Origin of the sequence: Micromonospora sp. NPDC000442 (assembly GCF_042898635.1) — a bacterium.
Classification (GTDB): Bacteria; Actinomycetota; Actinomycetes; order Mycobacteriales; family Micromonosporaceae; genus Micromonospora.
This window is the reverse complement of sequence record NZ_JBIAYZ010000014.1, coordinates 37,999-64,335: the sequence shown is the minus strand read 5'-3', so window position 1 is coordinate 64,335 and position 26,337 is coordinate 37,999. Positions and strand designations below refer to the sequence as shown.

At 73.5% G+C, this 26,337-nt stretch carries 17 protein-coding genes; 8 read left to right on the top strand and 9 right to left on the bottom strand.

What is annotated here, in order from left to right; translation table 11 throughout:
- Positions 1–191: 191 nt before the first annotated feature.
- The 3 genes from ACFY2A_RS21755 (at position 192) to ACFY2A_RS21745 (ending at position 4,634) form a co-directional block, all read left to right on the top strand.
- Positions 192–1,574, top strand: a complete 1,383-nt coding sequence (locus ACFY2A_RS21755) for an FGGY family carbohydrate kinase (RefSeq protein WP_387174053.1) — start codon at positions 192–194, stop codon at positions 1,572–1,574.
- Positions 1,575–1,698: 124 nt separating this feature from the next.
- A complete protein-coding gene (locus ACFY2A_RS21750) occupies positions 1,699–4,215 on the top strand; it encodes a nitrate- and nitrite sensing domain-containing protein (protein ID WP_387174051.1) in 2,517 nt (838 codons plus the stop codon).
- 5 nt (positions 4,216–4,220) lie between these two features.
- Positions 4,221–4,634 carry a roadblock/LC7 domain-containing protein gene (locus ACFY2A_RS21745; RefSeq protein ID WP_155218583.1) on the top strand — a complete coding sequence of 138 codons (414 nt, stop codon included), beginning with the start codon at positions 4,221–4,223 and terminating at the stop codon, positions 4,632–4,634.
- A 37-nt stretch (positions 4,635–4,671) separates the two neighbouring features.
- Here ACFY2A_RS21745 and ACFY2A_RS21740 read toward each other — a convergent pair whose 3' ends face one another.
- A complete protein-coding gene (locus ACFY2A_RS21740) occupies positions 4,672–5,907 on the bottom strand; it encodes an MFS transporter (protein WP_387174049.1) in 1,236 nt (411 codons plus the stop codon).
- 60 nt (positions 5,908–5,967) lie between these two features.
- Complete coding sequence (locus ACFY2A_RS21735; RefSeq protein ID WP_387174047.1) at positions 5,968–7,461, bottom strand: GH1 family beta-glucosidase; 1,494 nt, start codon at positions 7,459–7,461, stop codon at positions 5,968–5,970.
- A gap of 965 nt (positions 7,462–8,426) precedes the next feature.
- Between ACFY2A_RS21735 and ACFY2A_RS21730 the strand changes: the two genes are divergently transcribed.
- Complete coding sequence (locus ACFY2A_RS21730) at positions 8,427–11,327, top strand: glycoside hydrolase family 48 protein (protein ID WP_387174045.1); 2,901 nt, start codon at positions 8,427–8,429, stop codon at positions 11,325–11,327.
- Positions 11,328–11,604: 277 nt separating this feature from the next.
- Here the strand turns inward: ACFY2A_RS21730 and ACFY2A_RS21725 are convergent, their stop codons facing one another.
- Positions 11,605–12,330, bottom strand: coding sequence for a DUF3159 domain-containing protein (locus ACFY2A_RS21725; RefSeq protein WP_387174043.1), 726 nt, complete (start codon positions 12,328–12,330; stop codon positions 11,605–11,607).
- An 82-nt stretch (positions 12,331–12,412) separates the two neighbouring features.
- Between ACFY2A_RS21725 and ACFY2A_RS21720 the strand changes: the two genes are divergently transcribed.
- Positions 12,413–13,300, top strand: coding sequence for a phosphatase PAP2 family protein (locus ACFY2A_RS21720; protein WP_363924113.1), 888 nt, complete (start codon positions 12,413–12,415; stop codon positions 13,298–13,300).
- 4 nt (positions 13,301–13,304) lie between these two features.
- The gene (locus tag ACFY2A_RS21715) at positions 13,305–14,057 is read left to right on the top strand and encodes a maleylpyruvate isomerase N-terminal domain-containing protein (RefSeq protein ID WP_387174041.1); all 753 of its coding nucleotides are present in this window, start codon (positions 13,305–13,307) and stop codon (positions 14,055–14,057) included.
- A gap of 128 nt (positions 14,058–14,185) precedes the next feature.
- Here ACFY2A_RS21715 and ACFY2A_RS21710 read toward each other — a convergent pair whose 3' ends face one another.
- Positions 14,186–15,049: a DUF1028 domain-containing protein gene (locus ACFY2A_RS21710; RefSeq protein WP_387174039.1), complete on the bottom strand. Its 864-nt coding sequence runs from the start codon at positions 15,047–15,049 to the stop codon at positions 14,186–14,188.
- A gap of 104 nt (positions 15,050–15,153) precedes the next feature.
- On the opposite strand from ACFY2A_RS21710, the gene ACFY2A_RS21705 reads away from it, so the two are divergent.
- Together ACFY2A_RS21705 and ACFY2A_RS21700 are read left to right on the top strand one after the other, a co-directional pair.
- Positions 15,154–16,134: an LLM class F420-dependent oxidoreductase gene (locus ACFY2A_RS21705; RefSeq protein WP_387174198.1), complete on the top strand. Its 981-nt coding sequence runs from the start codon at positions 15,154–15,156 to the stop codon at positions 16,132–16,134.
- Positions 16,131–16,964 (top strand): SDR family oxidoreductase, encoded by an 834-nt coding sequence (locus tag ACFY2A_RS21700; RefSeq protein WP_387174037.1) that lies wholly within the window; start codon positions 16,131–16,133, stop codon positions 16,962–16,964. The genes ACFY2A_RS21705 and ACFY2A_RS21700 overlap by 4 nt, the downstream gene beginning before the upstream one ends.
- Before the next feature lie 34 nt (positions 16,965–16,998).
- Here ACFY2A_RS21700 and ACFY2A_RS21695 read toward each other — a convergent pair whose 3' ends face one another.
- The 5 genes from ACFY2A_RS21695 to ACFY2A_RS21675 all read right to left on the bottom strand — a co-directional run bounded on the left by ACFY2A_RS21695 (position 16,999) and on the right by ACFY2A_RS21675 (position 25,136).
- Positions 16,999–19,272, bottom strand: coding sequence for a transglutaminaseTgpA domain-containing protein (locus tag ACFY2A_RS21695; protein WP_387174035.1), 2,274 nt, complete (start codon positions 19,270–19,272; stop codon positions 16,999–17,001).
- The gene (locus ACFY2A_RS21690) at positions 19,248–20,393 is read right to left on the bottom strand and encodes a DUF58 domain-containing protein (protein WP_387174033.1); all 1,146 of its coding nucleotides are present in this window, start codon (positions 20,391–20,393) and stop codon (positions 19,248–19,250) included. Before ACFY2A_RS21690 ends, ACFY2A_RS21695 begins: the two co-directional genes overlap by 25 nt.
- A gap of 15 nt (positions 20,394–20,408) precedes the next feature.
- Positions 20,409–21,404 (bottom strand): MoxR family ATPase, encoded by a 996-nt coding sequence (locus tag ACFY2A_RS21685; protein ID WP_204002867.1) that lies wholly within the window; start codon positions 21,402–21,404, stop codon positions 20,409–20,411.
- Positions 21,405–21,429: 25 nt separating this feature from the next.
- Positions 21,430–24,039, bottom strand: a complete 2,610-nt coding sequence (locus tag ACFY2A_RS21680; protein WP_387174196.1) for a fibronectin type III domain-containing protein — start codon at positions 24,037–24,039, stop codon at positions 21,430–21,432.
- 218 nt (positions 24,040–24,257) lie between these two features.
- Positions 24,258–25,136: a fibronectin type III domain-containing protein gene (locus ACFY2A_RS21675; protein WP_387174204.1), complete on the bottom strand. Its 879-nt coding sequence runs from the start codon at positions 25,134–25,136 to the stop codon at positions 24,258–24,260.
- Positions 25,137–26,337: the final 1,201 nt, after the last annotated feature.

Genomic DNA, 26,337 nt, shown 5'->3' with positions numbered 1-26,337 from the left:
CCGCCTCGTCGGGCGGCCGCGTGGGTGAAGCTACGCGCGGGGGAGGGCCGCCGGGTCGGCGGGCCACCAGCAGGTCAATCGCGCGAGCATGCGAACACTCTACGCGTCGGATGGTCGGCGTGGAAGCCGATCGGCGGACCCGGTGCGCGGCAGCGTTGTGGCGTCGCGATCACCGGGTACGTTGACCCGCGATGAAGATTCTCGCGCTGGACCTGGGCACCTCGTCGGTGCGTGGGCTCGTGCTGGACGACGCGCAACCGTTGCCGGGGGCGCTGGCTCGTCGCCGCATGCTGGTCACCGTCGACGACGAGGGCGCCGGCACCCTGGACGCCCGTGACTACCTGGCCTGCCTGATCGAGTGCCTGGACGAGCTGCACGGGCAGGGGTGGCTGGACGGGGTGGAGCTGGTGGCGATCAGCGGCCAGTGGCACTCGGTGGTGCCGTTGGGCACCGACGACGAGCCGCTCGGCCCGGTGTTGACCTGGCTGGACACCCGGCCCGAGCCGTCGGCCACGGTGGTCGGCCCGGCCGACCCGGACGCCTTCCACCAGCGCACCGGCACCTGGTGGCACCGCTGCTACTGGTCGGTGCGGCTGCCCTGGCTGCGGGCCCGCGCCGGGGACCGGGTGGCCCGGTTCACCGGGCTGGTCGAGTACGTGCTCGGCGGGCTGCTCGCCGAGGCGCCGATGTCGATGTCCCAGGCGTCCGGCACCGGCCTGCTGGACCTGCACACCCTGGATTGGGACCCGGAGGCCTGCGCGCTGGCCGGTAGCGACGGTGCGGACCTTCCCGAACTGGCCCCCCGCGGCTGGCACGGTGGGCTGCGCGCCGAGTACGGCCGGCGGTGGCCGGCTCTGGCCCGGGCCCGGTGGGCGCCACCGCTCGGTGACGGTGCCGCCTCCAACGTCGGCTCCGGCTGCGTCGACCCGGCCCGGGCGGCGGTGACCGTGGGCACGTCCTCGGCGGTGCGGCTGTTGCAGCGGATGTCGACGCCCGCCGAGTCGACCGTTCTGCCGCACCGGTTGTGGCGCTACCGCGTCGACCACGACCATGTGGTGACCGGGGCCGCGTACTCCTCGGGCGGGAACCTGTTCGCCTGGGCGGACCGGGAGCTGCGGCTGCCGACCGGCCGGGCGCTGGAGGAGGCGCTGGCTCTGTTGCCGCCCGACGGCGGCCTGCCGGCCAACGTCCGCTTCGGCGGTGACCGTCCGCCGGGCATTCGCCCGGCCGGGCTGGGCGAGCTGCGGGGGCTGGGCTTCGGCACCACCGCGGTGGAGATGCTGGCCGGGCTCATGTACGGGGTGTGCCAGCAGGTTGTCGACGACCTGGTGGTGCTGGAGTCCACGGTGGGTCGGCCGGTCGAGGTGGTCCTCGGCGGCGGTGCGATAGCCGCCTCGACCTGGTGGCGGCAGGCGTTCGCGGCGGTGCTGGCCCCCCGGCCGGTGCACTTCGCGCGGCACCCGGAGATCGGTGCCACCGGCGCGGCGCTGGTGGCCACCGGCCGGATCGCCGATGCCGTGGTGGTGGCCGACATCGGCCGGACGGATGATCAAGACTCGGCGACCTCGGCATAGGCTGGCGACCAGCAGTACCCTTCCTTAACCGTTCATAAGGGCAGGGCGTTGACACTGCTCTCGGGCCTGGTTGGATGGACCGCGCTCCCCGGACCGCGGCGGACGCGTGGGGGAGGAGGAGCGGGTGGGTGTAGGACCGGAGCAGGCGCACGGGGTGTCGCAGCACCGCCGGCGTCGGTTCGACGTCCGGGTGGTACCCCACCGGCGTCGCTCCGCCCTGCGCCTGCAGGACTGGCGGATGCGTACCAAGCTGGCCACGGTGCTGGTCATTCCGTCGGTCGCCTTCCTGGTGCTGGCGGGCGTGCAGACCCAGAGCCTGGTCAGCCGCGCCAGCGTGCTGGGTGACTTCGCCGCCCAGGTCGGCATCGGACGCGAGATCACCGCGCTGATCCACCGGTTGCAGCTGGAGCGCGACCGTACGGCCGGGGAGCTGCCCGCGCTGCGTGCGGCCACCGACGAGGAGGCGAGCGAGGAGCGGCTGGCAGTGTTGCAGCCCTACCGCGAGGCCGCCGACCAGGCGGCGGCGGAACTGCGTGCGGCGGCCGAGCCGTTGGCCGAGGCGGACGCCTCGTGGCGGGACGTCTACGTGGTGGCGTCGCAGGCGTACCAGCAGGTCGGCTACATCCGGAACACGCTGACCACGGTGGTGCTCAGCGGCGACACCATCATCGGTAACTACCACCGGGCGATCGACGCGTTGCTGAATCTGCTCGCCCAGCCGACGCCCGGCGCCGACCGACCGGAACTGGCCGATGCGGTGCTGCGGTACGTGCAGTTCGCCCGGGCGAAGGAACTCTCCTCCCGGGTCCGGGCGGAGCTGTACTCGGCGGCCCGTGTCGGCAGCTATGACGCCGAGGACGCGGCCCAGTTGCCCGACCTGCGGGCGCGGCAGCTGACTGCCCTCGGCGCGTTCCGGATCGCGGCGACGAGCGCACAGGTCACCCGCTACGACGAGATGAGCCTGGATCCGGCCTTCATCGCCGCCTCCCGGATGGAGGAGCAGGCGCTGTCGCAGGGCACGTCCGGGTCGTCGGTGCTGGACGCGGAGCAGTGGTGGACGGCCAGCGAGGCCCGCCACGAGCTGTTGCAGAGCTTCGAGGCGGACGTGTTGTCGGACTCGGCGGGGCAGGCCGACGACGCGAGCGAGACCCAGTTGCGGGAGACGCTGCTGGTCGTCGGCGTGATCATCACGGTTCTGCTGGTGGCGGTGCTGATCTCGGTGCTGATCGGTCGGTCGTTGGCCCGGTCGATCCGGCTGCTGCGTTCGCAGGCGCTGCGGATCGCGCAGATCGAACTGCCCGAGGCGCTGGCCCGGCTGCGGTCGGTCTCCGGCGGCGTACCGCCGATCGACGTCTCGCCGGCCGTGGTGCGGTCGCTCGACGAGATCGGTGAACTGGCCGAGGCGTTCGTCGCGGTGCACCGCAGCGCCGTCGGGGTGGCGGTCGACCAGGCGAACATGCGCCGCAACGTCAACGCGATGTTCATCAACCTCGCCCGACGCAGCCAGGTACTGGTGGAGCGGCAGCTGGAGCTGCTCGACGACCTGGAGCGCGAGGAGGGCGACCCCGAGCAGCTGGAGAACCTGTTCAAGCTGGATCACCTCGCCGCCCGGATGCGCCGTAACGACGAGAGCCTGCTGGTGCTCGCCGGCACCGAGTCGACCCGCCGGTGGAACCGGCCGATCGGGCTGAGCGCGGTGCTGCTCGCGGCCAGCGCCGAGATCGAGCAGTACCAGCGGGTGCGGCACGAGGCGGTGGCGGACCTGCACGTGGTCGGGCACGCGGTGGGTGAGCTGGTGCACCTGCTCGCCGAGCTGCTGGAGAACGCGACCGCCTTCTCCCGTCCGGACACGATCGTGCAGGTGATGGCCCGGGTGGAGGGGACCGGGGCGGTGATCGAGATCGCCGACCAGGGCCTCGGTATGAGCGCGACGGCACTGGCGGAGGCGAACGGGGTGCTGGCCGCCCCGCCGGCCGCGGACGTCGCGACGGTCGAGCGGATGGGTCTGTTCGTGGTCAGTCACCTCGCCGCTCGGCACGGCATCGAGGTGCGGTTGCACGGCGGTGCCGGTGGGCTGGTGGCCCGGGTACGGCTGCCGCGTCCGTTGCTCGCGGCGGCGCCGCCGCCGAGCCTGGACCCGGTGCCGGCGCCGCGTGGGCTGCCCGGCGCGAAGCCTCGCCCGGTCACCCCGACCGACCCGGGGCCGGCGGATCTGCCGGTGGCCGGGCGACGTCCGACCACGGTGCCCCGCCAGGCCCACCCGGTCCCGGTACGCGCCGAGGACGTGCTCGCCCCCGCCGTCGCACCGGCCAGCGGCGGGAGCGGCTGGTGGTCGCGGGAGGGCCCCTCGTCGGTCGTACCCGCCGTCGGTGCCGGCGCATCGGCACCGCCGGCCGTGCCGGTGACCGCCGGGACGAACGAGCGGGGCCTGCCGATGCGGGTGCCGATGGCGCAGCTCAGTGCGGTGACCCAGCCGGCCCGTCCGGAGCAGCAGCCGGCGGCCCGCAACGAACCGGACCCGGAAGCCGTCGGTGGGATGTTGTCCAGGTTGTACAGCGGGGTACGGCGGGCCGAGGCTGAGGAGACCACCGAGATACCCGTGCCACCGCTCGGGGCGTGGAGCGAAGGAGGACGGAAGTGACGGGGTTGTCGCAGGAGGCTCGCGACCTGAGCTGGCTGGTCAGCGCGTTCGCGGAGCGGGTGCCCGGGGTGGCGCACGCGGTGGTGGTCTCCTCCGACGGGCTGTTGGTCGCGATATCCGACCACCTGCCACGGGACCACGCCGACAAGCTCGCCGCGGTGACCTCGGGACTGATGAGCATCACCGCCGGTGCCGCCCAGATGTTCGACGGGGACGTGGTCAAGCAGACCGTGGTGGAGATGGGGCGGGGCTACTTCCTGGTGATGCAGGTACGCGACGGCTCGATCCTGGCCACCCTGGCGGCGGCGGACGCCGACATCGGCGTGGTGGGCTACGAGATGGCCCGGCTGGCCAAGCAGGCTGGCGAGATGCTGACCCCGGCCCTGCGCGCCGAACTTCAGCAGGCACTGCCCCGCTGACCCCGGGCGGGGTGGCGGGTCGCCGGCCGACGGTGCGTTACCGAAGGCCGGGTGCGGTGCCGGGGGTGGTGGGTCGGGAGGCGACCCACCAGGCGACGGTGGCGGCCACGGCGACGACGCCGCTGAACAGGAACGGCGCCTCGATGCCGGCTCGGGCGGCCAGCGCACCACCGGCCAGCGCACCCAGCGCGGTGCAGCTGTAGGTGACCAGGCGGGAGGCGGCGATGACCCGACCGAGCAGCCCGCCCGGCACCAGTCGTTGGCGTACCGACAGCGCGGCGACGTTGAGCACGGCGAACGCGGCGCTGGTGGTGACCACCACGACCACCGCGACGGCGCGGTGCCCGACGACGGCCAGCAGGACCGGTACGCCGGCGGTGACGGCCATGGACCAGGTCAACACGGACCGGTGCTGGAAGCGGGCGACGAGACGGTCGGCGGCGAACGAGCCGATCAGTCCACCGGCCGCGCCGGTGGCCAGCAGCAGGCCGAAACCGAACGCGCCGAGGCCGAGGGCGTCGCGGGCGTAGAGCACGAAGATCGCGAACCAGGCGGTGTCCGCGGCGGCCACGGCGGCGGTGACGAGCATCAGGGTGCGTAGCATCGGCTGGCGGACGAGCCAGCGCAGGCCGGCCAGGACCCCGTGGCCGTCGGTGGCCGGCGCGGCGTCGCTGGTGTCCGGGGTAGCCCGGTGCGCCAGGGTCAGCGGCAGGGAGAGCACGAGCATCACCGCCAGGGCCAGGGTGGCTCCGTTGACGGCGAACGGGATGGCGGCACCGAGCACGAACAGCAGGGCACCCACCGGTGGACCGACGAACTCGTTGCCGACGATCTCCCCGGCGACCAGGCGCCCGTTGGCCTTTTCCAGCTGCGCGTCGGTGACGAGCCTGGGTACGGCGGTCTGGGCGGCGGTGTCCCGGATGGTCTCGCCGACGCCGAGCAGGAACGCGGCGGCGACGACGAGCGCGATGGTGGCCCAGCCCAGGGCGACGGTGGTGGCCAGCGCGGCCAGCACGACGACGCGGCCGGTGTCGGCGGCGGCGAGCAGCGTGCGAGCCCCTCGGCGGTCGGCAAGGGCACCGGCGAGCAGCCCGGAGACGAGCCACGGCAGGAACTGGGCGGCGGCGACGGCAGCGACGGCCAGCGGGTCGTCGGTGAGTGCGGCGGCCAGCAGCGGGAAGGCGGCCACCCGGATGCCGTCGCCGAGGTTGGCCAGCGCGGCGGCGCTCCAGAAGGTCCAGAACGGCCGGCCCAGACGGTGGCGATCACGCATGCGGAGATGGTACGTGCCTCGGCGGCGGCCCGGAGCCGGGCCGCCGCCGAGCTGACGGGGTCAGACCGCGTTGTCCGCGATGACCTGGCGGTACCAGTGGGCGCTGCGCTTGAACACCCGACGCTGGGTGGGGTAGTCGACGTAGATCAACCCCCAGCGCTGCTCGTAGCCCTCGGCCCATTCGAAGTTGTCGAGCAGGGACCAGACGTGGAAGCTCTCCAGCGGCACGCCCTCGGCGATGGCCCGGTGGGCGGCGGTCAGGTGGTCGCGGAGGAACGTCACGCGGCCGTCGTCCTCGACGGTGCCGTCGGCGCTGAGTTCGTCGGGGGTGGGCAGGCCGTTCTCGGTGACGGTGAGGGGGATCGGCCCGTAGTCGCGGGTGACCCGGGTCAGGATGTCGTACATCCCGTCCGGGTAGATCTGCTGCCAGTCCGCCTCGGAGGTGGGCCAGCGGCGTACCGTGCCGCCGTCGGCGGTGACGTAGATCGGGGTGTAGTACTGCACGGCGAGCAGGTCGATCGGGGCGGAGATGATCTCCAGGTCGCCGTCGCGGATGCCGCGGACCATCCGGCTGCCGGTGCCGAGGTCGGCCAGCACGTCGGACGGATAGCTGCCGATCAACGCGGAGTCGAGGTAGAGGCGGTTCTCGTAGCCGTCGTAGAGGCGGGCGGCCTCCGCTGCGGCGGCGGAGTCGTCGGCGGGGTAGCAGGGGTGCAGGTTGAAGGCGGGGCCGATGCGGCTCTTGCCGCCGGTGGCGCGCAGGGCGCGGACGGCGAGGCCGTGGGCGAGTTGAAGGTGGTGGGCGACCAGGTACGCCGCGTCGGGATCCTGCCGGCCGGGGGCGTGGTGGCCGAAGATATAGCCGTTCTGCACCACGGTCTTCGGCTCGTTGATGGTCAGCCAGACGGGCACCCGGTCGCCGAGGGCGTCGAAGACGATGCCGGCGTAGTCGGCGAATCGTTGGGCGACGTCGCGGGACTCCCAGCCACCGGTGTCCTGCAGGCTCTGCGGCAGGTCCCAGTGGAACAGCGTGGCCATCGGGGCGATCCCGCGTTCGTGCAGACCGTCGACGAGGCGACGGTAGAAGTCGAGGCCGCGTTGGTTGGCGGCGCCGGTTCCGTCGGGCTGGATGCGCGGCCAGGAGATGGAGAACCGGTAGCTGCGCAGCCCCAGGTCGCGCATCAGATCGAGGTCTTCGGCATAGCGTTGGTAGTGGTCGGCGGCCACGTCGCCGGTGTCGCCGTTGCGGGTGCGTCCCGGTGCGCGGCTGAACGTGTCCCAGATCGATTCGCCGCGGCCGTCCTCCTTGGCGGCACCCTCGATCTGGTAGGCGGAGGTCGCGGCGCCCCAACCGAAGTCGGGCGGGAAGGACCGTCGGGTGGCCGGGTTCGACGCGGTGGCCGTGTGGTCGGCCGGGTCGCCGGGCTGGCAGCCGGCCAGACCGGTGGCCGTGGTGGCCGCGGCGGTGGTGCCGAGCACTGCGCTGACCGGGGTGGCGGTGGTGGCCGAGAGCGCCGCGCGGCGCAGCAGGTGCCGCCTGGTGAGTATCGACATGGGTTCTCCTCGTGGATGGGGACGACCGCCTGAGCCCGGGAGCGCTCCCAACAAAGGGTAGAGGGTAGGCGGTCCCCGCCGGGCCGAGTCGTCGCGAGGGGTGGGGCGGTCTGCCCCGGTGGCGGGTGACGTGGGGTGGGGAAGGGCGCTGTGCCGGTCGGGCAGCTGGTGCGGCGGGACCGGGTGCGCCGATTGCCGCGGGCGGACCGGTGGTGCGCGCCCGGGCGGTCGGCGGGGCGTCGCGGATGGCGGTCGGCGGGCGGGTCGACTGCCGTGCGGGGCGCGCGGGTGGTGCGCGTCTGACCCGTCGGCCTCTTTTCCCATCGTGAACGGGGGTTTAGTGTGGGGACGGGGGAGGGCAACCCCCGTCCCCACCGTGTTGCGGTACACGCACGTTCGGATTGGCGTCCCAGTTGTGCGTGTCGCGCGGGAGCCGGGCCACGCGAGTGGCTGAGGATCCACCTCCCTCCACTGTGGTGGGGTGACGGCTGGCGGCGGTGTCCGGGCTGGCCCGCCGTCGGCCTGTGGTCTGTTCCCCGGAGCCGTGGGCACGACCCCGGGCGATATTCCGGGTGGAACTCTGTCGATGGAAGCGCTCCCATCGACGTTGCTGCGACTGTAACGCCCGTCACGGCTTTGTGAAAGCCCCAAAACGAGATCGAAACAACTCAGTGTTTCCGGAAGTTCCCTTGCTAGCGTTGGGAGCGCTTCCATGGCACACTGTCGATCGACCGCGCGGAGCCAAGGTACGCGTGAGCGCGGGTCGCCGAGGGCTTCCGGCTCGTCCGGTACGGCGTCCTGCCAGCAGCGGGAGCAGCTGCCGTCCCATGGGGCGCCCCGCCGCGCCGGCCCCACCCGGGCCGCAGCGACCACCATCCACTGGCACCTCGGCGGACCCGTCGTCCCCGGGGCGCCACCGCCGGGGCGCCACCGCCACCGGCCTGGTCCGAGGAGACACCGCGCAGATGAGAAACCTGGCTAGACGTCGGCGCCTGGCGTGGCTCGCCGCCGCGGCGCTGGCGATCGGTGGGGCGACCGTCCCCGCCGCCGCCGCACAGGCCGCACCGGCCTGCGACGTGGTTTATACGACAAATGACTGGAGCAACGGCTTCACCGCCAACGTCACCATCAGAAACACCGGCGACGCGATCAACGGCTGGACCCTGAAGTTCGCCTTCCCCGGCAACCAGCGGGTCACCCAGGGCTGGTCGGCCCGGTGGAGCCAGAGCGGCAACGAGGTCACCGCCGTCAACGAATCCTGGAACGGCAACATCCCGGCCGGCGGCAGCACCAGCATCGGCTTCAACGGCTCCTACTCCGGCACCAACGCGAAGCCGACCTCGTTCTCGGTAAACGGGGTCACCTGCGGTGGTACGGCGCAGCAGCCTCCGACGGTCAGCCTGTCGGTGCCCGCCGGCCCGTTCACGGCCCCGGCGACCGTGCCGCTGACCGCCACCGCCAGCGACCCGGACGGCACCATCGCCCGGGTCGAGTTCTACCGCAACGGGCTGCTGGTCAACACCGACACCAGCGCGCCGTACGCGTACACCCTGGAGAGCCTGCCGGCCGGTGACTACACGGTGCAGGCCCGGGCGTACGACAACAGCGGGCTGTCCGCGATCGCCGAGCGGTCGTTCACCGTCGCCGGCTCCACCTCGCCGGCCCTGGTCGCCACGCCGACCGCGGTGACCGTCCCCGAGGGCGGCGACTCGACGTTCAACCTCAAGCTGAGCCGGGCGCCCACCGCGAACGTCGCGGTGAGCCTGGCGCGTACCGGCGACACGGACGTCACCGTCACGCCGACCTCGGCGACGCTGACCACGTCGAACTGGAACACCGGCGTCGACGTGACCGTCCGGGCGGCGGAGGACGAAGACACCGTCGGTGGCACCGCCACGATCACCGCCTCGGCCACCGGGCACACCCCGGCGACGGTCACCGTCACCGAGATCGACAACGACGTGCCCGGCGGGGACGACGAGTACGTGCAGCGCTTCCTCACCCAGTACAACAAGATCAAGAACTCGGGCTACTTCAGCCCGGAGGGCGTGCCGTACCACTCCATCGAGACGCTCATCGTCGAGGCGCCGGACCACGGCCACGAGACCACCTCCGAGGCGTTCAGCTTCTGGCTGTGGCTGGAGGCCTACTACGGTCGGGTGACCCAGAACTGGACGCCGTTCAACAACGCCTGGACGGTGATGGAGCGGTACATCATCCCGTCCGACGCCGACCAGCCGACCGCCGGCTCCGCCGGTGACGCCACCTACGCCGCCGAGCACGACCTGCCCAGCCAGTACCCGTCGCAGCTGGACTCGAACGTGCCGGTCGGCCAGGACCCGCTGCGCTCGGAGCTCCGGTCGACCTACAACACCGGCTCCGTCTACGGCATGCACTGGCTGCTGGACGTCGACAACGTCTACGGCTACGGCCGCTGCGGCGACGGCACCACCCGCCCCGCCTACATCAACACCTTCCAGCGGGGCACCCAGGAGTCGGTGTGGGAGACCGTGCCGCAGCCGTCCTGCGACACCTTCGCCCACGGCGGTCAGTACGGCTACCTGGACCTGTTCATCAAGGAGTCGCAGGCGCCGGCCAAGCAGTGGAAGTACACCAACGCCCCGGACGCCGACGCCCGCGCCGTGCAGGCCGCGTACTGGGCGCTGACCTGGGCCAAGGAGCAGAACAAGGCGGCCGACGTCGCGGCCACCGTGACCAAGGCCGCCAAGATGGGTGACTACCTGCGGTACGCCCTGTTCGACAAGTACTTCAAGCGGGTCGGCAACTGCGTCGGGGCCAGCGCCTGCCCGGCCGGCTCCGGCCGCGATTCCGCCCACTACCTGCTGTCCTGGTACTACGCCTGGGGCGGCGCGTACGAGACCAGCCAGAACTGGTCCTGGCGGATCGGCTCCAGCCACAGCCACTTCGGCTACCAGAACCCGTTCGCGGCCTGGGCGCTGACAAACGTCGACGAGCTCAAGCCGCGCTCGCCGACGGCAGCGGCGGACTGGACCAACAGCCTCAACCGGCAGTTGGAGCTCTACACCTGGCTCCAGTCCGCCGAGGGCGGCATCGCCGGTGGCGCGACCAACAGCTGGGGCGGGCACTACGGCACGCCGCCGGCCGGCACGGCCACCTTCTACGGCATGTTCTACGACGAGGACCCGGTCTACAACGACCCGCCGTCGAACCAGTGGTTCGGCATGCAGGCCTGGTCGATGCAGCGCATCGCCGAGCTGTACCTGGTCAGCGGCAACGCCCAGGCCAAGGCGCTGCTGGACAAGTGGGTGCCGTGGGCGATCGAGCACACCACGCTGGGTGAGGACTGGTCCATCCCGTCGGACATGGAGTGGACCGGCCAGCCCAACAACTGGAACCCGAGCAACCCGCAGCCGAACAACAACCTGCACGTCGAGGTGACGGTCAAGGGCCAGGACGTCGGCGTCGCCGCCGCCTACGCCCGCACCCTGATCGCGTACGCGGCGAAGTCGGGCAACACCGAGGCGAAGGAAACCGCCAAGGGGCTGCTGGACGCGCTGCACGCCCACAGTGACGCCCAGGGTGTCTCGACGGTGGAGAAGCGTGGCGACTACCGGCGCTTCGACGACGTCTACGACGCCTCCACCGGGCAGGGCCTGTACATCCCGCCGGGCTGGACCGGCGAGATGCCCAACGGTGACGTCATCGCCCCGGGCAAGAGCTTCGTCGACATCCGGTCGTTCTACAAGAACGACCCGGCGTGGCCGAAGGTGCAGGCGTACCTCGACGGTGGGCCGGAGCCCGAGTTCCGTTACCACCGCTTCTGGGCCCAGGCGGACGTCGCCATGGCCTACGCCGACTACGGGAAGTTGTTCCCCAACGGCTGAACGAACTCCTCCGGGTGGGCATTGACCCACCCGGAGGCACCGGCCGGGCCTCGGGGGTAGAGGCAGGTCCGGTTGACGGCCTGACACCCACGGTCAGGCCGGGGTGGGTCGGCCCTCTGGCCGACGCAGCGGAGCGGTCGGCCCACCCCACCACCCGACCCGCCGGGCACGGCGCGCACATAGCGAAAAAAAGTGACCGCCCCGGGATCACAACCCGGCCCGGGACGGAGTAACGTACATCACCGGAGAGGCCGCTCCCCCCGTGGCGGCCTCTCCCTTATTGTCCCAGCCCCGGTGCGTGCGGCTCGCCGTCGTCCGACGTTCTCGCGGCCGGCTCGGTCGGCGGCGTCACCGGGTGTCGCAGCCCCGGATGACCGGCCGGCAACGACCGGCGCACCACGGCCCAACTGCCCGCCAATGCCGCCGCGACCAGCGGCCAGGTCAGCCCCACCCGGGCCGCGGTCAGGGCGAGCACGTGACCACCGAGATACAGCGGCACGAACACCGCCACCCGCAGCAGGTAGGTCCCCGTCCACACCCAACTGGCCCGTCCGTACGCCCGCAGCAGCGCCGGGTCACGGCGCCAGCGTCCGCGCTGCCTCAGCGCGGCGCCGACGACCACCCCCAGCAGCGGCCAGCGCACGATGATGCTCACCGCCCACGCCAGCGCGCTGGCGGCGTTGGCCAGCACCTGCACGAGGAAGAAGTCCTCGGCCCGCCCGGTGCGCACCGCCACCAGCGCGGCCACGCAGACCGCGAGCAGCCCGACCAGCACCGACCGGGGCCGGTCACCGCGACGCAACCGCCAGCCGGCCACCACCGCCCCGGCGACCAGCGCCGCCACCACCCCGACCATGACCGACCGGCCGGACACCAGCCAGCCCACCGCGAACGCGACCGGCGGCACGGTGGCGTCCACCGCTCCCCGGCGCCCGCCGAGCAGATCGGCAAGTGACTCGGGTCGCCCGGCCACGGCGACGTCCCGCTCCGACGTACCGGTCACGTGCCCTCCTTCACCTGCGGCCAACCTATCTCCACGCCACGGACGGGCCACCGGCCGGACGCCGGTGGCGTGCCGCTAAGTTGTGCGGGTGCGCGTGACGCCCAGGGGTGGTACTGCGGTCTGGCTGGTCGTGCTGGCCCTGATCCAGACGGCGGCCTTCATCGCCGTCTGGCGATTCGCCCTGCACACGGAGATCGGCCAGTGGATCGACACGGTGGCCCTCACCGGCAACCGGATCGGCCGCGACCACATCGAGGAACCGGTCGACCGGATCCTCAACGCCATGTCCGTGGTGTCGCTGCTGGCGGTCACCGTGATGATCGGGTTCATCGCGCTGATCCGAGGTCGGGTCGCCCTGGCCGTCGCGGCGACCCTGCTGATCGCGGGCGCCAACGTCACCACCCAACTGCTCAAGTACGGACTGAGCCGTCCCGACTACGGCATCGACCTGGAACGGGCGTTCGTCGGCAACAGCCTGCCCAGCGGGCACACCACGGTCGCCGGCTCGGTGGCGGTGGCCCTGGTGCTCGTGCTCCCGGCGAAGGTGCGGGCCGGTGGCGCCGTGATCGGTGCCGGCTATGCCGCGACCGCCGGGGTGGCGACCCTGTCGGCGGGCTGGCACCGGCCCAGCGACGCGGTCGCCGCGTTCCTGGTGGTCGGGGTCTGGGCGGCGCTGGCCGGCCTGCTGCTGCTGGTCACCCAGCGGGAACGGGCGGAGGTCGCGCCCGGTGACGCGCACCGGCTCACCGCCCTGCTGCTGGGCGCGGCCGGGTTGCTCGCGATCGCCGGCTGCGCGCTGGCCCTGTGGTGGCTGGTGGGCCTGCGGTCCACCCCGGCGGTGGAGTTGTCCCGCCGTCCGCTGTTCGTCGGCTACGCGGGCAGCGCCGCCGGCATCGCCGGCTCCATGGCGGTGGTGATGGCGCTGGTGCTCACCGCCGTGCACCGTCTCGTGCCCCGCTACAAGGGCTGACCGGATGAGCGTCGTACGGTCGGCGTTCCACGACGAGTGCGACCGGCTCGGCACGGTGCTGCGTACCCTCGACCGGGCGGACCTCGACCGCCCGACCCGCTGCGCGCCGTGGACGGTGGCCGACCTGCTGGCCCACGTACGCACCGGAGCCGGCCGGCTGGCCGACATGCTGCGCGCCACGGTGCCCGGTCCCGCCGAGGTCGGCGCCGCCGGCTACTTCGCTGCGGCGAAGTTCCTCCCGGAGGTGGACGCCGCCCGCATCGAGTCCGCCCGTGTCGAGTCTGCCCGCGTTGAGTCTGCCCGCGTGGAGGCCGCCCGCGTGGAGGCCGCCCGGGGCGGGGCCGCCTCGGGCAGTGCCGGATCCTCGTCGGACCGGCCCGGTGCGGTGCTCGCTGCGGACTTCGACCGGGCGTGGCGGGCCACCCTCGCGGCGGTAGACGCCCATCCCGCCGACCGGGTGGTACGCACCCGGCACGGCGACGCGATGACGGTGCCGGAGTTCCTGCGTACCCGGGTGGTGGAGGTCGGCGTGCACGGCCTCGACCTGGCCGAGGCGCTGGACCGGCCGCCCTGGCTGACCCCCACCGCCGCCCGGGTGATCGGCGACCTGCTCACCGGCGGGCGGGCACTGCCGGCGGATCTCGGCTGGGACCGGCTGACCCTGATCCGCAAGGCCACCGGCCGCAGCCCCCGCAGCCGGGCCGAGCAGGACGCCCTCGACGCCGCCGGCATCCGACTGCTCGCCTTCGGCGGCTGACCGGCACCCGACCGCCGCGCACCGCCCGCGCGAGCCGCCGCTGGCCCGGTAGCCGGTATGTCAGGCGTCGGCGTGGCGGTGTCGGGCTGCCGCTGCTGCCCGGGCATGGCCGGCCGGCGGGTGGTGGGTCAGGCGGCGGTGCGGGGTGCCGGCACGTGCGGGGCGGCGGCACGCAGGTGAGCCAGGACCACCGGGTCGATACGACCGGGCGCCAGCCGCTCCTCCAGGTTCTCCAACCCGGCCCAGGCGACCAACGCGTCCTCGGGCTCCGCCGGATCGGCCGGATACCCGAGCGCGGTCAGCAGACCGGCGACCTCGCCGGCCAGCGCACCGGTCAGGTCCAGCAGGGTGGCCGGATCGGGCCGGCTGAACAGCAGCGTGTGCACCGCCAGCAGCCGGTCGAGTTCGGTGACCGGGTCGGGATGGTCGTCGACCCGCAGGTCGATCATGGCGTCGCCGGTGCCGCCGTACCCGCCGCCACGGCGCACCACAAGCAGCCCCGCGCTCTGCCGGCCCCGACGGTCGCCGCCGGCGGCCTCGCCGGCGCGCAGCGCCGCGAGCAGCCGGTGCGCGAACGGCAGGCCGGAACCGGCCAGCCAGGCGTCGCGGAGCGCGTCGACGACCTGCGGGCCGGTGAGGATGTTCCCCTGCGCCGCCCAGCCATCGCCGGCCTGCCCACCGGCCCAGCCCCGACAGTGCTCACCGGTCCAGGTGGCACCCGGCCCGGTGGCCGCGACCACCCCGAGCTGCCGATGATCGCGTTCCGGGTCGGCGGCGACCAGGCCGGCGACCACACCGGCGGCCGACACACCGGTCCGCAGCAGCGCCAGCCCCTGCGGCCGGTAGGCCAGGTTCACGTGCGCCTGGGTGGCGATCGCGCCGACGTCGGCTGCGGCACCCGGCACGAGGGCCCCGGCAGCCAGGAAACGGCTGGCCACGACGATGCCGTGCAGCCGGCCGTCGTCGGAGCGAGCCACGAGCGAGAAGGTCACGCTCGGAAGGTTAACGCTGGTGACGGTCCTGTGGCCGCCGCCGCGACGACCTTGCCCGACGACGCCGGGACGGGCACCATCGACCGATGACGACGCGATGGGCAATGACGGTGCCGTTGGGCGGGATCCCGCTCGCTGACCACGCCGCGGTGTACGCGGCCCTCGCCGACGCCGGCTACACCGACGTGTGGTCCTCCGAGGTCAACGGGGCCGACGCGTTCACGCCGCTGACGTTGGCCGCCGCCTGGCAGCCCGGGCTGCGGCTGGGCACCGCGATCACACCGGCGTTTACCCGCGGCCCCGGCCTGCTGGCGATGAGCGCCGCCGCGCTCGCCGACGTCGCCCCCGGCCGGTTCGCCCTCGGCATCGGCGCGTCGTCGCCGGTGGTGGTCTCCGACTGGAACGCCGTGGAGTTCACCGAACCGTTCCGGCGCACCCGCGACGTGCTGCGTTTCCTGCGGGCGGCGCTGCGCGGGGAGACCGTCGACGGTGCCTTCGACACCTTCGCCGTCCGCCGGTTCACCCTGGAACGGCCGCCTGTGGTGCCGCCGCCGCTGCTGTTGGCCGCGTTGCGTCCGGGCATGCTGCGGCTGGCCGCCGCCGAGGCCGACGGGGTGATCCTCAACTGGCTCGCCGCCACCGACGTGCCCCGGGCGGTGGCCGAGCTGGGGCAGCGGCGTCCGCAGTTCGAGGTGGTCGCCCGGATCTTCGTCTGTCCCACCGAGGATGCCGGGTACGCCCGCACCCTCGGCCGGCGGATGATCACCAGCTATTTGACCGTGCCCGCGTACGCGGAGTTCCACCGCTGGCTCGGTCGGCAGGAGGCGCTTGCCGACATGTGGGCGGCGTGGGCGGCGGGCGACCGGCGCGGTGCCCTGGCCGCGATCCCGGACGAGGTGGTCGACGCGCTGATCCTGCACGGCTCACCCGAGCAGTGCCGGGCACAGGTGAGTCGGTACGTCGACGCCGGGGTGGACGTACCGGTGCTGGCGTTGCTGCCCACGCCGGAGGTCACCGCCACCGATCCGGTGGCCCTGGCCACGCTTGTCACCCGGCTCGGGCGCGACGCGAAGGAGTCGGTGTGAACCTCACCGACCGGGTAGTGGTGATCACCGGCGGGGCCGGGGGGATCGGTGCGGCGCTGGCCCGGCGGTTCGCCGCGGAGGGAGCCGCCGCGCTGGTCCTGGCCGACCTGGACGGTGCCGCGACCGAGGCGGTCGCCGCAGCCGTGGGCCCGCGGGCCCGTGGGGTCGCCGTCGACGTCACCGACGAGGAGCAGGTACGCGCCCTGGTCACCGACACCGAGCGCCGCCACGGCCGGATCGACGTGTTCTGCGCCAACGCCGGGGTGAGCAGCGGTGGGGGAGTGGAGGTCGACGACGCCGGCTGGGAACGGTCCTGGCAGGTCAACGTGCTCGCCCACGTGTACGCGGCCCGGGCGGTGCTGCCGGCGATGCTCGCCCGGCGCAGCGGCTACCTGCTGCACACCTGCTCGGCGGCGGGGGTGCTGACCGCCGTCGGTGACGCCGCGTACACCACCACCAAGCACGCCGCCGTGGGGTTCGCCGAGTGGCTGTCGGTGACCTACCGCGACCAGGGCATCCGGGTCAGCGCCCTGTGCCCGCAGGGCGTCGACACGGCGATGCTGGCCGACGGACTGGCCGCCGGACACCTGGGTGCCCGGGTCGTCGCGGCCTCCGGCGCGGTGCTCAGCCCGGACGACGTGGCTGCGGCGGCGGTGGCCGGGATGGCGGAGGAGCGGTTCCTGATCCTGCCGCACCCGGAGGTGGCCGACTACGCCCGCCGTCGCGCCGAGGACCCCGACGGCTGGCAGTCCGGCCTGCGCAAACTCGTCCGCCGGTTGCGTGCCGTCGATCAGGACGCGCTGCCGCCGAAGCCGGCAGCATCACCGTAGGTGGCTTTCTCGGCAATGGCACCCAGGGCAAGGCTCAGCGGCGCCAGCGCAGCGGGCCCGGGTGCACCGACCAGAGCAGTTGCCGCCAGCGGGGACGCGCCGCTCGTACCGCCCCGGTGTAGGCGGTGGCCGCCGCGGCGGCGGCACCGGCCTGCTCCTCGTCGGCCGTGCCGGGAGCGAAGCTGACCTGGTTGACCAGCCGGGCCAGCTCATCGACGGCCCCGTACGCCGCGGCCGGCGGCCGGACGTCGGTCAGGGCCTGCCGGGCCTGCGCGGCGACCTCGGTGGCGGACAGGTCGGCGGCGACCGGCCGGCCGGCCAACCGCAACGTGTCGGTCAGCTCCCGCCAGGCGCCGGCGATGCGGTGGCCGGGGTCGCCCCGGTGCAACCGGGCCCGGGTCTGTGCCCGGCGCAGCCCGGCGAGGGTGACCAGCAGCGCCACGACGACGAGCAGCAGAGCACCGCCGGTGCCACCGACCAGCACCGGCGTCGGGACGCCGCCGCTGTCGGTGGGTCCAGCGGGAGCGGCCTGCGCCGGTGGCGAGGCGGTCGGCTCCAGGGTGGGCTCCGGCTGCTCCGACGGTGGCGGGTCCTCCGGCTGGGGGCGGAAGTCCTCCTCCACCGGGCGGGGCTGCTCGTCCGGTTGGGGCAGCGGGTCGAACGACACCCAACCGAGGCCGTCGAAGAGCACCTCCGGCCAGGCGTACGCGTCGGCGGCCCGCACCGGACCCGACCCGGGGGCGGCGAAGCCGACCACCACCCGGGTCGGTAGCCCGGCGAGCCGACCCAGCACCGCGAACGACGCCGCGAACTGTTCGGACGTGCCGCGCTGCCCGCCACCGTTACGCGGCCCGAACAGGAAGAACGCCAGATTCGGGTAGGCGTGCCCACTCGGCGCGTCGGCGACCAGCCGGTAGTGCTCGGCCAGCCACTGCTCGATCGCCGCCGCCCGCGCGTACGGCGCGCCGTTCTCCTCGGCCAACTGGGTGGCCAGCCGCCGCAACTGCTCGGGGGCCCCGTCGGGGACGTGCAGCACCCGGGCCACCGCGTCGCCGGCCGGGGTGTTCGCGGTGGCCAGCAGATTGCTGTCGGGGCGCTCCCGGGCCGAGGTCACCGTGTAGCGCAGGCCGGGGGCGAGACCGTCGGGACGGATCAGCGTGCCGGTGCCCGGGTCGTAGGCGACCCGGGCGCCACTGACCTCGCGTGGGGTGGGCACCGCAGGCAGCAGCCGTCCACTCAGGTCACCCACGGTGATCTCCTGCCGCACGGTTTCGACCGTGGCGTGCGGGGCCGGTTCGCGGGCGGGCAGGATCCGGCCGGCGTTGCGGTAGGTCGCGCCCACCCGCCAGGTGACCCCGTCGTAGTCGCTGAGCACGGCCAGCCGGATCCGCACCCCGGCACTGCCCGTCGCCGCACCGTCGGCCGGGTCGGCTGGGCCGGATCCGCCGGGGAGGTCGGTCGCGACCTGGAACAGTTCCTGCTCCGGGTTCAACGCCCAACCGGAGATCCGGATCAGCGGATTCTCGTCAAGCGTCTCCACCTGCGGCGGCTCCACATACCGCCGGGGATCCACCGGCCGGGTGTCCACCAGGGCCGCCACCGCCGGGCCGAGCAACACCGCAAGCGCCACCACCACCGCCGTACCGGCGGCCGAGGCCACCGCCAGTCGGGCCCGCACCCCGGACCGCACCGCCGGGGCGAGCCCGTCGGCGGGGTCACCGCCCGCCGGTCGGGACGACACCGCCAACCCGAGCGCGGCCGTCACCACCAACGCCACCGTCGCACCGATCGCCGGCTGCGCGTTCGGCCCGACCACGTACACGGCACCGACATGCAGCAGCACCGGCGGCAGGTAGCCCAGCAGCACCCGCCCGGCCCGCAACGCCACCTCCGCGCCGGCCAACCCCGCCAGCCAGGCGGCCACCACCGGCAGCAGAACCGTGTCCGGCGTGGCCTCCACCGGGATCATCGCGGTCAGCAGCCGGGGAATGGCGTTGCGGGCGGCGTCGCCGGCCACCTCGACGAACCCGCCCGGCACCTGCGCGTCGGCGGCGGCCACCCGCAGGCAGACCGCCGTCCACCCGAGCATGGCCAGCACCGACACCGGCGCCACCAGCCACGACGGCAGCCGCCGGGTCACCACGCTTACCAGCACCGACCCGACCGCCGCGCCGGCCACCAGCATCGTCAGCAGCGACCCCGCGTACACCCGGCCGAGCACCACACCGGCCAGCGTGACCAGCACGACAAGCGTGGCCGGCACCGCCACCGCCCGCAGCAGCCTCACCACCGGCGTACCCCGTCCCACTCGGCGGCGAAGGCCGCCCCGTCGGCCGCGTCGACGACGACCAGGCCGGCCGCGCCCGGCGGCGTCGGCTCCGCCGCCCCGAAGATCCCGACCACCACCGACGGGTACGCGCCGCGCAGCGCGCCGACGTGCCCCAGATCCTCGGTCGCGCCCGGTCCGGTGAGGACGACAAGGGTGTCGCCGAGCCGGTCGCGGCGCAGCCGCGCCATCGCAGCCTCCAGCGTGCCCTCGCCGGTGAGCGTCACCGCCGCCAACCGGTCCAGCGGCCCACTCGGACCGGTACCGATCGGCTCGGCGGACGTGTCGTCGGCGGTGACGAAGAGCAGTACCACCGGCAGATCCTCACGGACCGCGGCGGTGACCACCGACGCCGCCGCCTCGCAGGCCGACTCGAACGACTCCGGGTCAGGATGCGCGACCGACCGGTTGTCCAGCAGCACCACGATCCGGGGCAGGCTGGTGTCCACGTTCTCCCGCACCATCAGCTCACCCACCCGGGCACTGGTACGCCAGTGCACCCGACGCAACTCGTCACCGACGACGTACTCGCGCAGCGAATCGAAGGTGATCGAACCGTGCGGCACCGCGTCGATGCGCCCGTCGAGACTGCGGCCCGCGCCGGTGGGCACCGCCCGCAGCGGATGCACACGCGGGTGCACCCACACCGGCACGACCTCGCCGTAGGAGCGGGCCAGCACCACCAGGCCGAGCGGGTCGCGGCGGGTCACCCGCAGCGGCCCGACCGGCACCACCCCGCGCCGGCTCGTCGGCACCGGGTAGCTGACCGTGGTGTCCGCCCCGGGACGCAGCCGCAGCACCGGCACCGGCACCACCTGGTCACCGCAGCGGTCGGTGGCCAGCATGCTCGCGGCCCCCATCCGGCCCGCGTTGCGTACGGTCAACGTCATCGCGGCCGGCTCACCCCGGGCCACCCGGTCCGGGTCGGCCTGCCGGGACACCAGCAGCCGGGGCCGCCGGGCCGCGGCGACCAGGGCGACCGCCAGCGCGGTGCCGGCCGCCGCGCCGAGCAGCGTCAACTCCGGGTACCCGAACCGGAAACCCGCACCCAGCAGCAGCACGGCCGCGACGAGCAGACCGATGCCCCGGGCGGTGATCCCCACGCCAGACCCCGCCGGTCAGTGGTGCGCCGGGGCCGGCTGGCCCGACGGCAGCGGCACCGGCACCGAGGCGACCGCCTGCCGCAGCACATCCGCGGCGGTCACCCCGCGCACCTGGGCGTCAGGAGTGAGCAGCAGCCGGTGCGCGAAGACCGGCTCGGTGAGCGTCTTCAGATCCTCCGGCATGATCCAGCCCCGGCCGTCGATCAACGCGTACGCGCACGCCGCCCGGGTCAACGCGATCACCCCGCGTGGACTGACCCCGACGCGAACCTGCGGATGGGTGCGCGTGGCCGCCGCCAGCCGCACCGCGTACGCGTACAGCGGCTCGGCGATGTGCACCCGCCGGGCCATCCGCACCATCTCGCCCACGGTGGCGGTGTCGGTCACCGCCGCGAGTGCCTCGGGGGAGCGGACCGTCGCCCCGCGCAGCACCTCCACCTCCACCGACTCGTCCGGATACCCCACCGACAACTTCACCAGGAACCGGTCCAGCTGCGCCTCGGGCAGCCGGTACGTACCGTCCATCTCCACCGGGTTCTGGGTGGCCACCACCAGGAACGGCTGCGGCACCGGATGCCGCACCCCGTCCACGGTGACCGTCCGCTCCTCCATCACCTCCAGCAGCGCCGACTGCGTCTTCGGCGACGCCCGGTTGATCTCGTCGGCGATGACGATGTTGGCGAAGACCGGGCCGGGGTGGAACTCGAAGCCCCGGGTGGCCTGGTTGAAGATGGTCACCCCGGACACGTCGGAGGGCAGCAGGTCCGGCGTGAACTGGATCCGCCGCCACTGCCCCTTCACCGTCGCCGCGATCGCCCGCGCCAGGGTCGTCTTGCCCACCCCGGGCACGTCCTCCAGCAGCACGTGCCCCTGGGCGAACAACGCGGTCAACGCCAGCCGCACCACCTGCGGTTTGCCGAGCACCACCGTGTTGACGTTCTCGGCCAGCCGGGCGGCCAGGGCGGCGAAGCCCTGCACCTCCTGCTGGGTGAGCGGTTCCTGGCTGTTCACCGTGGTGCTCCTCGCCTGGGGTGGATCAGCAGGTGGGCAGGACGTTGATGTCGTCGCCGCCCTCCAGGTTGAGCCAGGCCCAGGGGATGTAGTTACGTCCGCTGTACTCGACCTGCACCCACCAGGTGCTCTGCTTGTTGTCGTTGTAGATCCAGGAGTCGATGTCCGTGCCCCGCACCTTGCAGTACGCCTTCAACCGGGTGCCCGGCTCCGCCCAGCCGACCTGGCGGTCGTTGTCCTGCCGGGGCACCGAGAAGATCTCGTTGCCGTTGCGGCCGTCGCGGTCCCGGTCGCAGTAGGTGCGCTGGTCGCCGTCGGGGCCGTTCTCGCAGGTGGCGATGCCGTACAGGGCGTCGGTCTGCTGTGCTCTGGTGGCGGTGCCGCTGCCGGCGGCGTTGGTCGCCGTCACCGTGAACGTGTAGCGGGTGCCGGGAGCCAACCCGCTCATCGTGATGCTCGAACACGGGCCACTCTTCGCCGGCTGACCCGACCGGGACAGCGTACAACTGGCCTGGCCACCACCGGCGTCCACGGTGAACGTCACGGTCGCCGCCGTCGCGGTCGCCGACGAACCGGTCACCGTCACCCGGGGCGCGGCCACCGTACGCGCCGTCGTCGTGGCCTGCGCACCCTCGCCGGCCTCGTTGACCGCCCGGACCCGCACCGTCACGTTCTGCCCGTCACCGAGCCCACCCACCGTCGCCTGAGTGTCGGTGACCTCGCTGCGCTTGTCACCCACCTCGACCACGTACCCGGTCACCGGCCGGCCGTTGGCCACCGCCGGTGCCCACTGCACCGCCACCGTCCCGGGCTGGTCGGCCACCGTGCTCGCCCGCAACTCCACCGGCTCACCGGGAACCGTGAACGGCACCACCGTGTTGCTCACCGGCGACGCCTCCGACGCCGCGCCCTTGTCATTGACCGAGACGACCGTGAACGCGTACTGCGTGCCGTACTCCAGCTCACCGGCCTTCACCACCAACTCGGTGCCGGTCGCCTCACCGACCGGGGCGTTCGCGCCCGCCGAGCTCGCCGACACCGCGTACCGGGCGATCGTGTTGCCCTGACCGTTGGCCTCCGGCCACGTCACCACCACCGTGCCGTCCGCCCGCGCCTCGGCGGTCACCTCGGTCGGCGCGTCCGGCACGTCCGCGGTCGGCGTCACCGGATTGCTGGTCCGGGTCGGACCGGCGCCCTTCGCGTTCACCGCATGCACCGAGAAGCGGTACGTCTCACCGTTTGTCAGCTCGGTGACCTCCACCGACCGCTGGTTCGCGCCGACCTCCAGGCGCTGCCCGGCACCCTCCACCACGTACCGGACGATCTCGGCGCCGTTGGCCGCCGCCGGCCGCCAACTCACCCTGGCCCGCGCGTCGCCAGCCGCCGCGCTCACGTTGCGCGGCGCACCCGGCTTGTTCACCTGAGGCTTCTTCGGCGGCGGAGGTGGCGGCGGAGGCTCCGGCGGCGGATCGCCACCGAGCACGTCGTTGGCGTACTTGTCGACCTCCCGCACCTGGTGCGAATCATCGACCACCCGCGCGGTCGCCGCGTCCGGCGCGTTGATGAACAGGTAGTTCTCCCGCACCTCCAGCTCCAGCGGGCCACCCCACCGGCCCCGGATCGTGTCGGTCAGCTGGCCTGCCGCGTCGAACCCGTACACCGTGCCCGCCGCCTCGTCCGCGCAGTAGAACCGCCCGGCCCAGGCCACCGCCGGACCGAGCCGGTCACCATCGCCCGGCACCTTGAACGACCGCACCTGGCCGCCGTCGCCGATCGCGTGCACCTGCCGCTGCCCGGGCACCGTCACCGGCACCACCGGCCCGCTGGTACGCACCGGCAGGATGCCGGGACCGGTCAACGTCGACGCCAACGGCGTGCGTCGGGTCGTACCGTCCACGACGGTCACCAACGCCCCGGCGGTGCGGTCCAGCACCGCCACCCCGTCGTCCAAGGTGGAGACCACCAACTCGTGGCTCGCCTCCGCCACGTCGTACGTCTGCACCCGCGGTGAACCCACAGGCGAGTCCGCCGCCTCCGACGGCAGCACCGCCGGGGTGATCGCCGAGACAGTGCCCTCCGCCGGCACCGCGACCCACAGCCGGCCCGCACCGTCGAACGCGCCACCGGTGATCCCCGGCGGATAGCGCACCGGCTCGCCCACAGGGGCCAGCGACCGCGGATCCAACTGCCGCACCACACCCTGGACCGCGTCCACCACGAACGCCGCGTCCTCGTGCAACGCCACACTCACCCCGAGCCCGGGAGTGGTCGGCGTGGTCGCGGTGATCTGCAACGTGGCCAGATCCAACGCGCTGATCTGACCCGTGTTCAGATCCCGCAGCACCAGCAGCCGGTCCGTCTGCGTCACCTGCATCGGATGCCGCCGCGCCGCCGGCACCTCCATCCGGGTGTCCACCCGGGCGGTGACCCCGTTGACCCGCGCCAACTCACTGCGCGCCGCACTCCACAACCACGAACTCGCGTCGTAGTTGGCCACCGCGTTGTCCGCCGAACCCAGACCGAGCACGGTCAGCCCCATCGCCGCCAGCAGCGCCAGCACCGTACCCACGGTGACGAGACCACCGCGTACCCGGGACCGGGATCGTGGGGTGCGGGTCGGAACGGCCTCGTCGATGCTCGCCACAGCCGGCAGCCTCCCGTGTCGTCTCGGCAGGTGGCGCCCCGGACGGCGACCCCTCCCCTGAGCCGGGAGCCATCATATGGTCACCCTGCGGACCCCGGGAACCCGCACCGTCCGGCTGTGGACACCCAGCGTGGCGTGTCGTCGGCGTGTCCCGCCACGACCGTCCGACCGGGACCGCTCGCACCGCCACTCGGTCAGGTCCGGTCGGCCTACCGCGACGTGCACACCTGGTCGGAGGTGGCGAACTGGTCGGTGTCGTAGACGGCGAGCACCGCGAAGCAGTAGTTCACCCGCGTGCTCAACCCGTTGACCGTGTAGCTGGTCCGACCCGGGTCCACCGTGGCCATCATGCCCAGCGACTGCCCGGTGCGCCCACCGGCCACCATGAACGGCACCAGCCCGTCCGACGGGTCGGTCCAGGTCAACGTGATCGTCGTAGTGTCGTCGCGCATCGTCAGGTTACCGGGAGGCGGACCGACCGAACCCGGCGGCGACGTCGGCGCCGACGAAGGTTCCGACGGCGGTGCGGCCTGTCGGTCCAGGACCAACAGACCCACCCCGATCACCGCGGCCAGAGCCACCAGGACCGCCAGCACCGCCACCACGATCGCCACCCGGTTACGACCCGGCGCCGGCTCCGCCGTCGGCATCGCCAACGGCCCCTGGTACGGCGCGGCGATCCCCGGATGGTGAGCACCGGACTGGCCCCAGGCCGGCGGCGCGGCCGGACCCGGATAGGGCGGCGGCGCACCGTGACCGCCGGACTGCGGATACGTCGGTGCGCCGTGCGGCTGGGCTCCATGACCCGGACCCGCCAGCCGGGGGTCACGCTGCTGTACACCACTCCCCGGCCCGTACGGGTTGGGTCCGCCACCCGGACCCTCGTACGAGCCGGCACCGCTCACCGACCCGTACGACGGAGGTACGGGGTGGGCGGCTCCGCCGGTCGGCGGTGGGTAGCCGGGTGGTCCGCTGGCCGGCGGTGCCCAGCCGGGTGGTCCGTTGGTCGGGCCGGGTTGCGGCAACGGTGCGGTCAGGTCGTGCGGGCCGGCCGCCGGGCTGACCGGTGGGGCGCCCTGCTCAGGCACGGAAGTACCCGGCGGCGCACTCACGGGCGGCGCGTTGAGGGGTGGACCGCTTGTCGGTGCCCAGCCTGGTGATGCGTTGGTCGGGCCGGGTTGCGGCAACGGTGCGGTCAGGTCGTGCGGGCCGGCCGTCGGGCTGACCAGTGGGGTGCCCTGCGGAGGCACGGAAGTACCCGGTGGCGCGCTGACGGGTGGCGCGCTGACGGGTGGCGCGCTGATCGGTGGTGCGCTGACGGGTGGCGCGCTCACAGGTGGTGCGCTGATCGGTTGGGCCTGGCTCCAGGCCGGCTCGGCGGGCTGCCCCAGCGCCGGTGGCGCGCTGACCGACCAGGCCGAGGCAGGTGGTGCACTGACCGGCTGCCCCTCGGCCGGCGGCTCGGTGACCGCCGATGACCAGGCCGGGGACGCGCTCACCGGTGAGGACATACCGTCTGCAGGTGCCGGAGGCTCAGGCGTACGGCCGGCCCGTGCCGCTTCCTCCTCCAGCAGGGGCCCGATCTGCTGCACCCGGATAGTGGGCCGGGCCCACTCGGGATGCCCGGTCGAGGCAGACTCGACGCCCGCCGCCCCGCCGGCGGCCGGGGAGGACCGCAGTACGCCGGTCTGTTCGTCGTCCTCGATCGGCTGGCGCGGAGCCGGTCCGGCCGGAGACGGGCCGGGCGGCGCGACCGACGGTGCGGGGTAGGGCGGAGCGGGCGACGACGAGGCCGGCACCCCGCTTGCCGGCCCGGCCAGGGCGGCAGCCGAAACCACCGGCGCGGGTGGCGCCCCAGCCGATCGGGCCCGGTCGACCGGAGGTGCAACCGGGTGAGTCGACTGATCATGAAAAGCCGTCCGCGCCTGCGGCACCACCGGCGGCGCAGACACGCCGGGCAGCGGTGGGGCGGACGGCGTCGTAACTGACGGCGGCACCATCGACGGCGGTACGCGAGTTGGGCCAGGCGGCGTAGCGGGTGATGGTGAGGTTGGCCTCAGGACCTGCGGCGCGACAGTCGGTGGCACCGCGGATGATGGTGGGACCTGCGACGCCACGGTTGGTGGCACGGTGGGCGGCGGGATCTGCGGCACCGTGGTGGACGCCGGCGGGATCTGCGGCAGCGCGGTTGGTGGCACGGTGGGTGGTGACGGAATCGGTGGTGGGGCGGGCCGTCCCGGCTCGGCCGAGGTCGGCGGTGTCCCGGGAACGACCGGTGCCGACAGCACG

Excerpts from the sequence above, each read along its gene's own strand:
- ACFY2A_RS21755 (WP_387174053.1), top strand. The coding sequence starts at position 192 with ATGAAGATTCTCGCGCTGGACCTGGGCACCTCGTCGGTGCGTGGGCTC.
- ACFY2A_RS21740 (WP_387174049.1), bottom strand. The coding sequence starts at position 5,907 with ATGCGTGATCGCCACCGTCTGGGCCGGCCGTTCTGGACCTTCTGGAGC.
- ACFY2A_RS21735 (WP_387174047.1), bottom strand. The coding sequence starts at position 7,461 with ATGTCGATACTCACCAGGCGGCACCTGCTGCGCCGCGCGGCGCTCTCG.
- ACFY2A_RS21730 (WP_387174045.1), top strand. The coding sequence starts at position 8,427 with ATGAGAAACCTGGCTAGACGTCGGCGCCTGGCGTGGCTCGCCGCCGCG.
- ACFY2A_RS21715 (WP_387174041.1), top strand. The coding sequence starts at position 13,305 with ATGAGCGTCGTACGGTCGGCGTTCCACGACGAGTGCGACCGGCTCGGC.
- ACFY2A_RS21705 (WP_387174198.1), top strand. The coding sequence starts at position 15,154 with ATGACGGTGCCGTTGGGCGGGATCCCGCTCGCTGACCACGCCGCGGTG.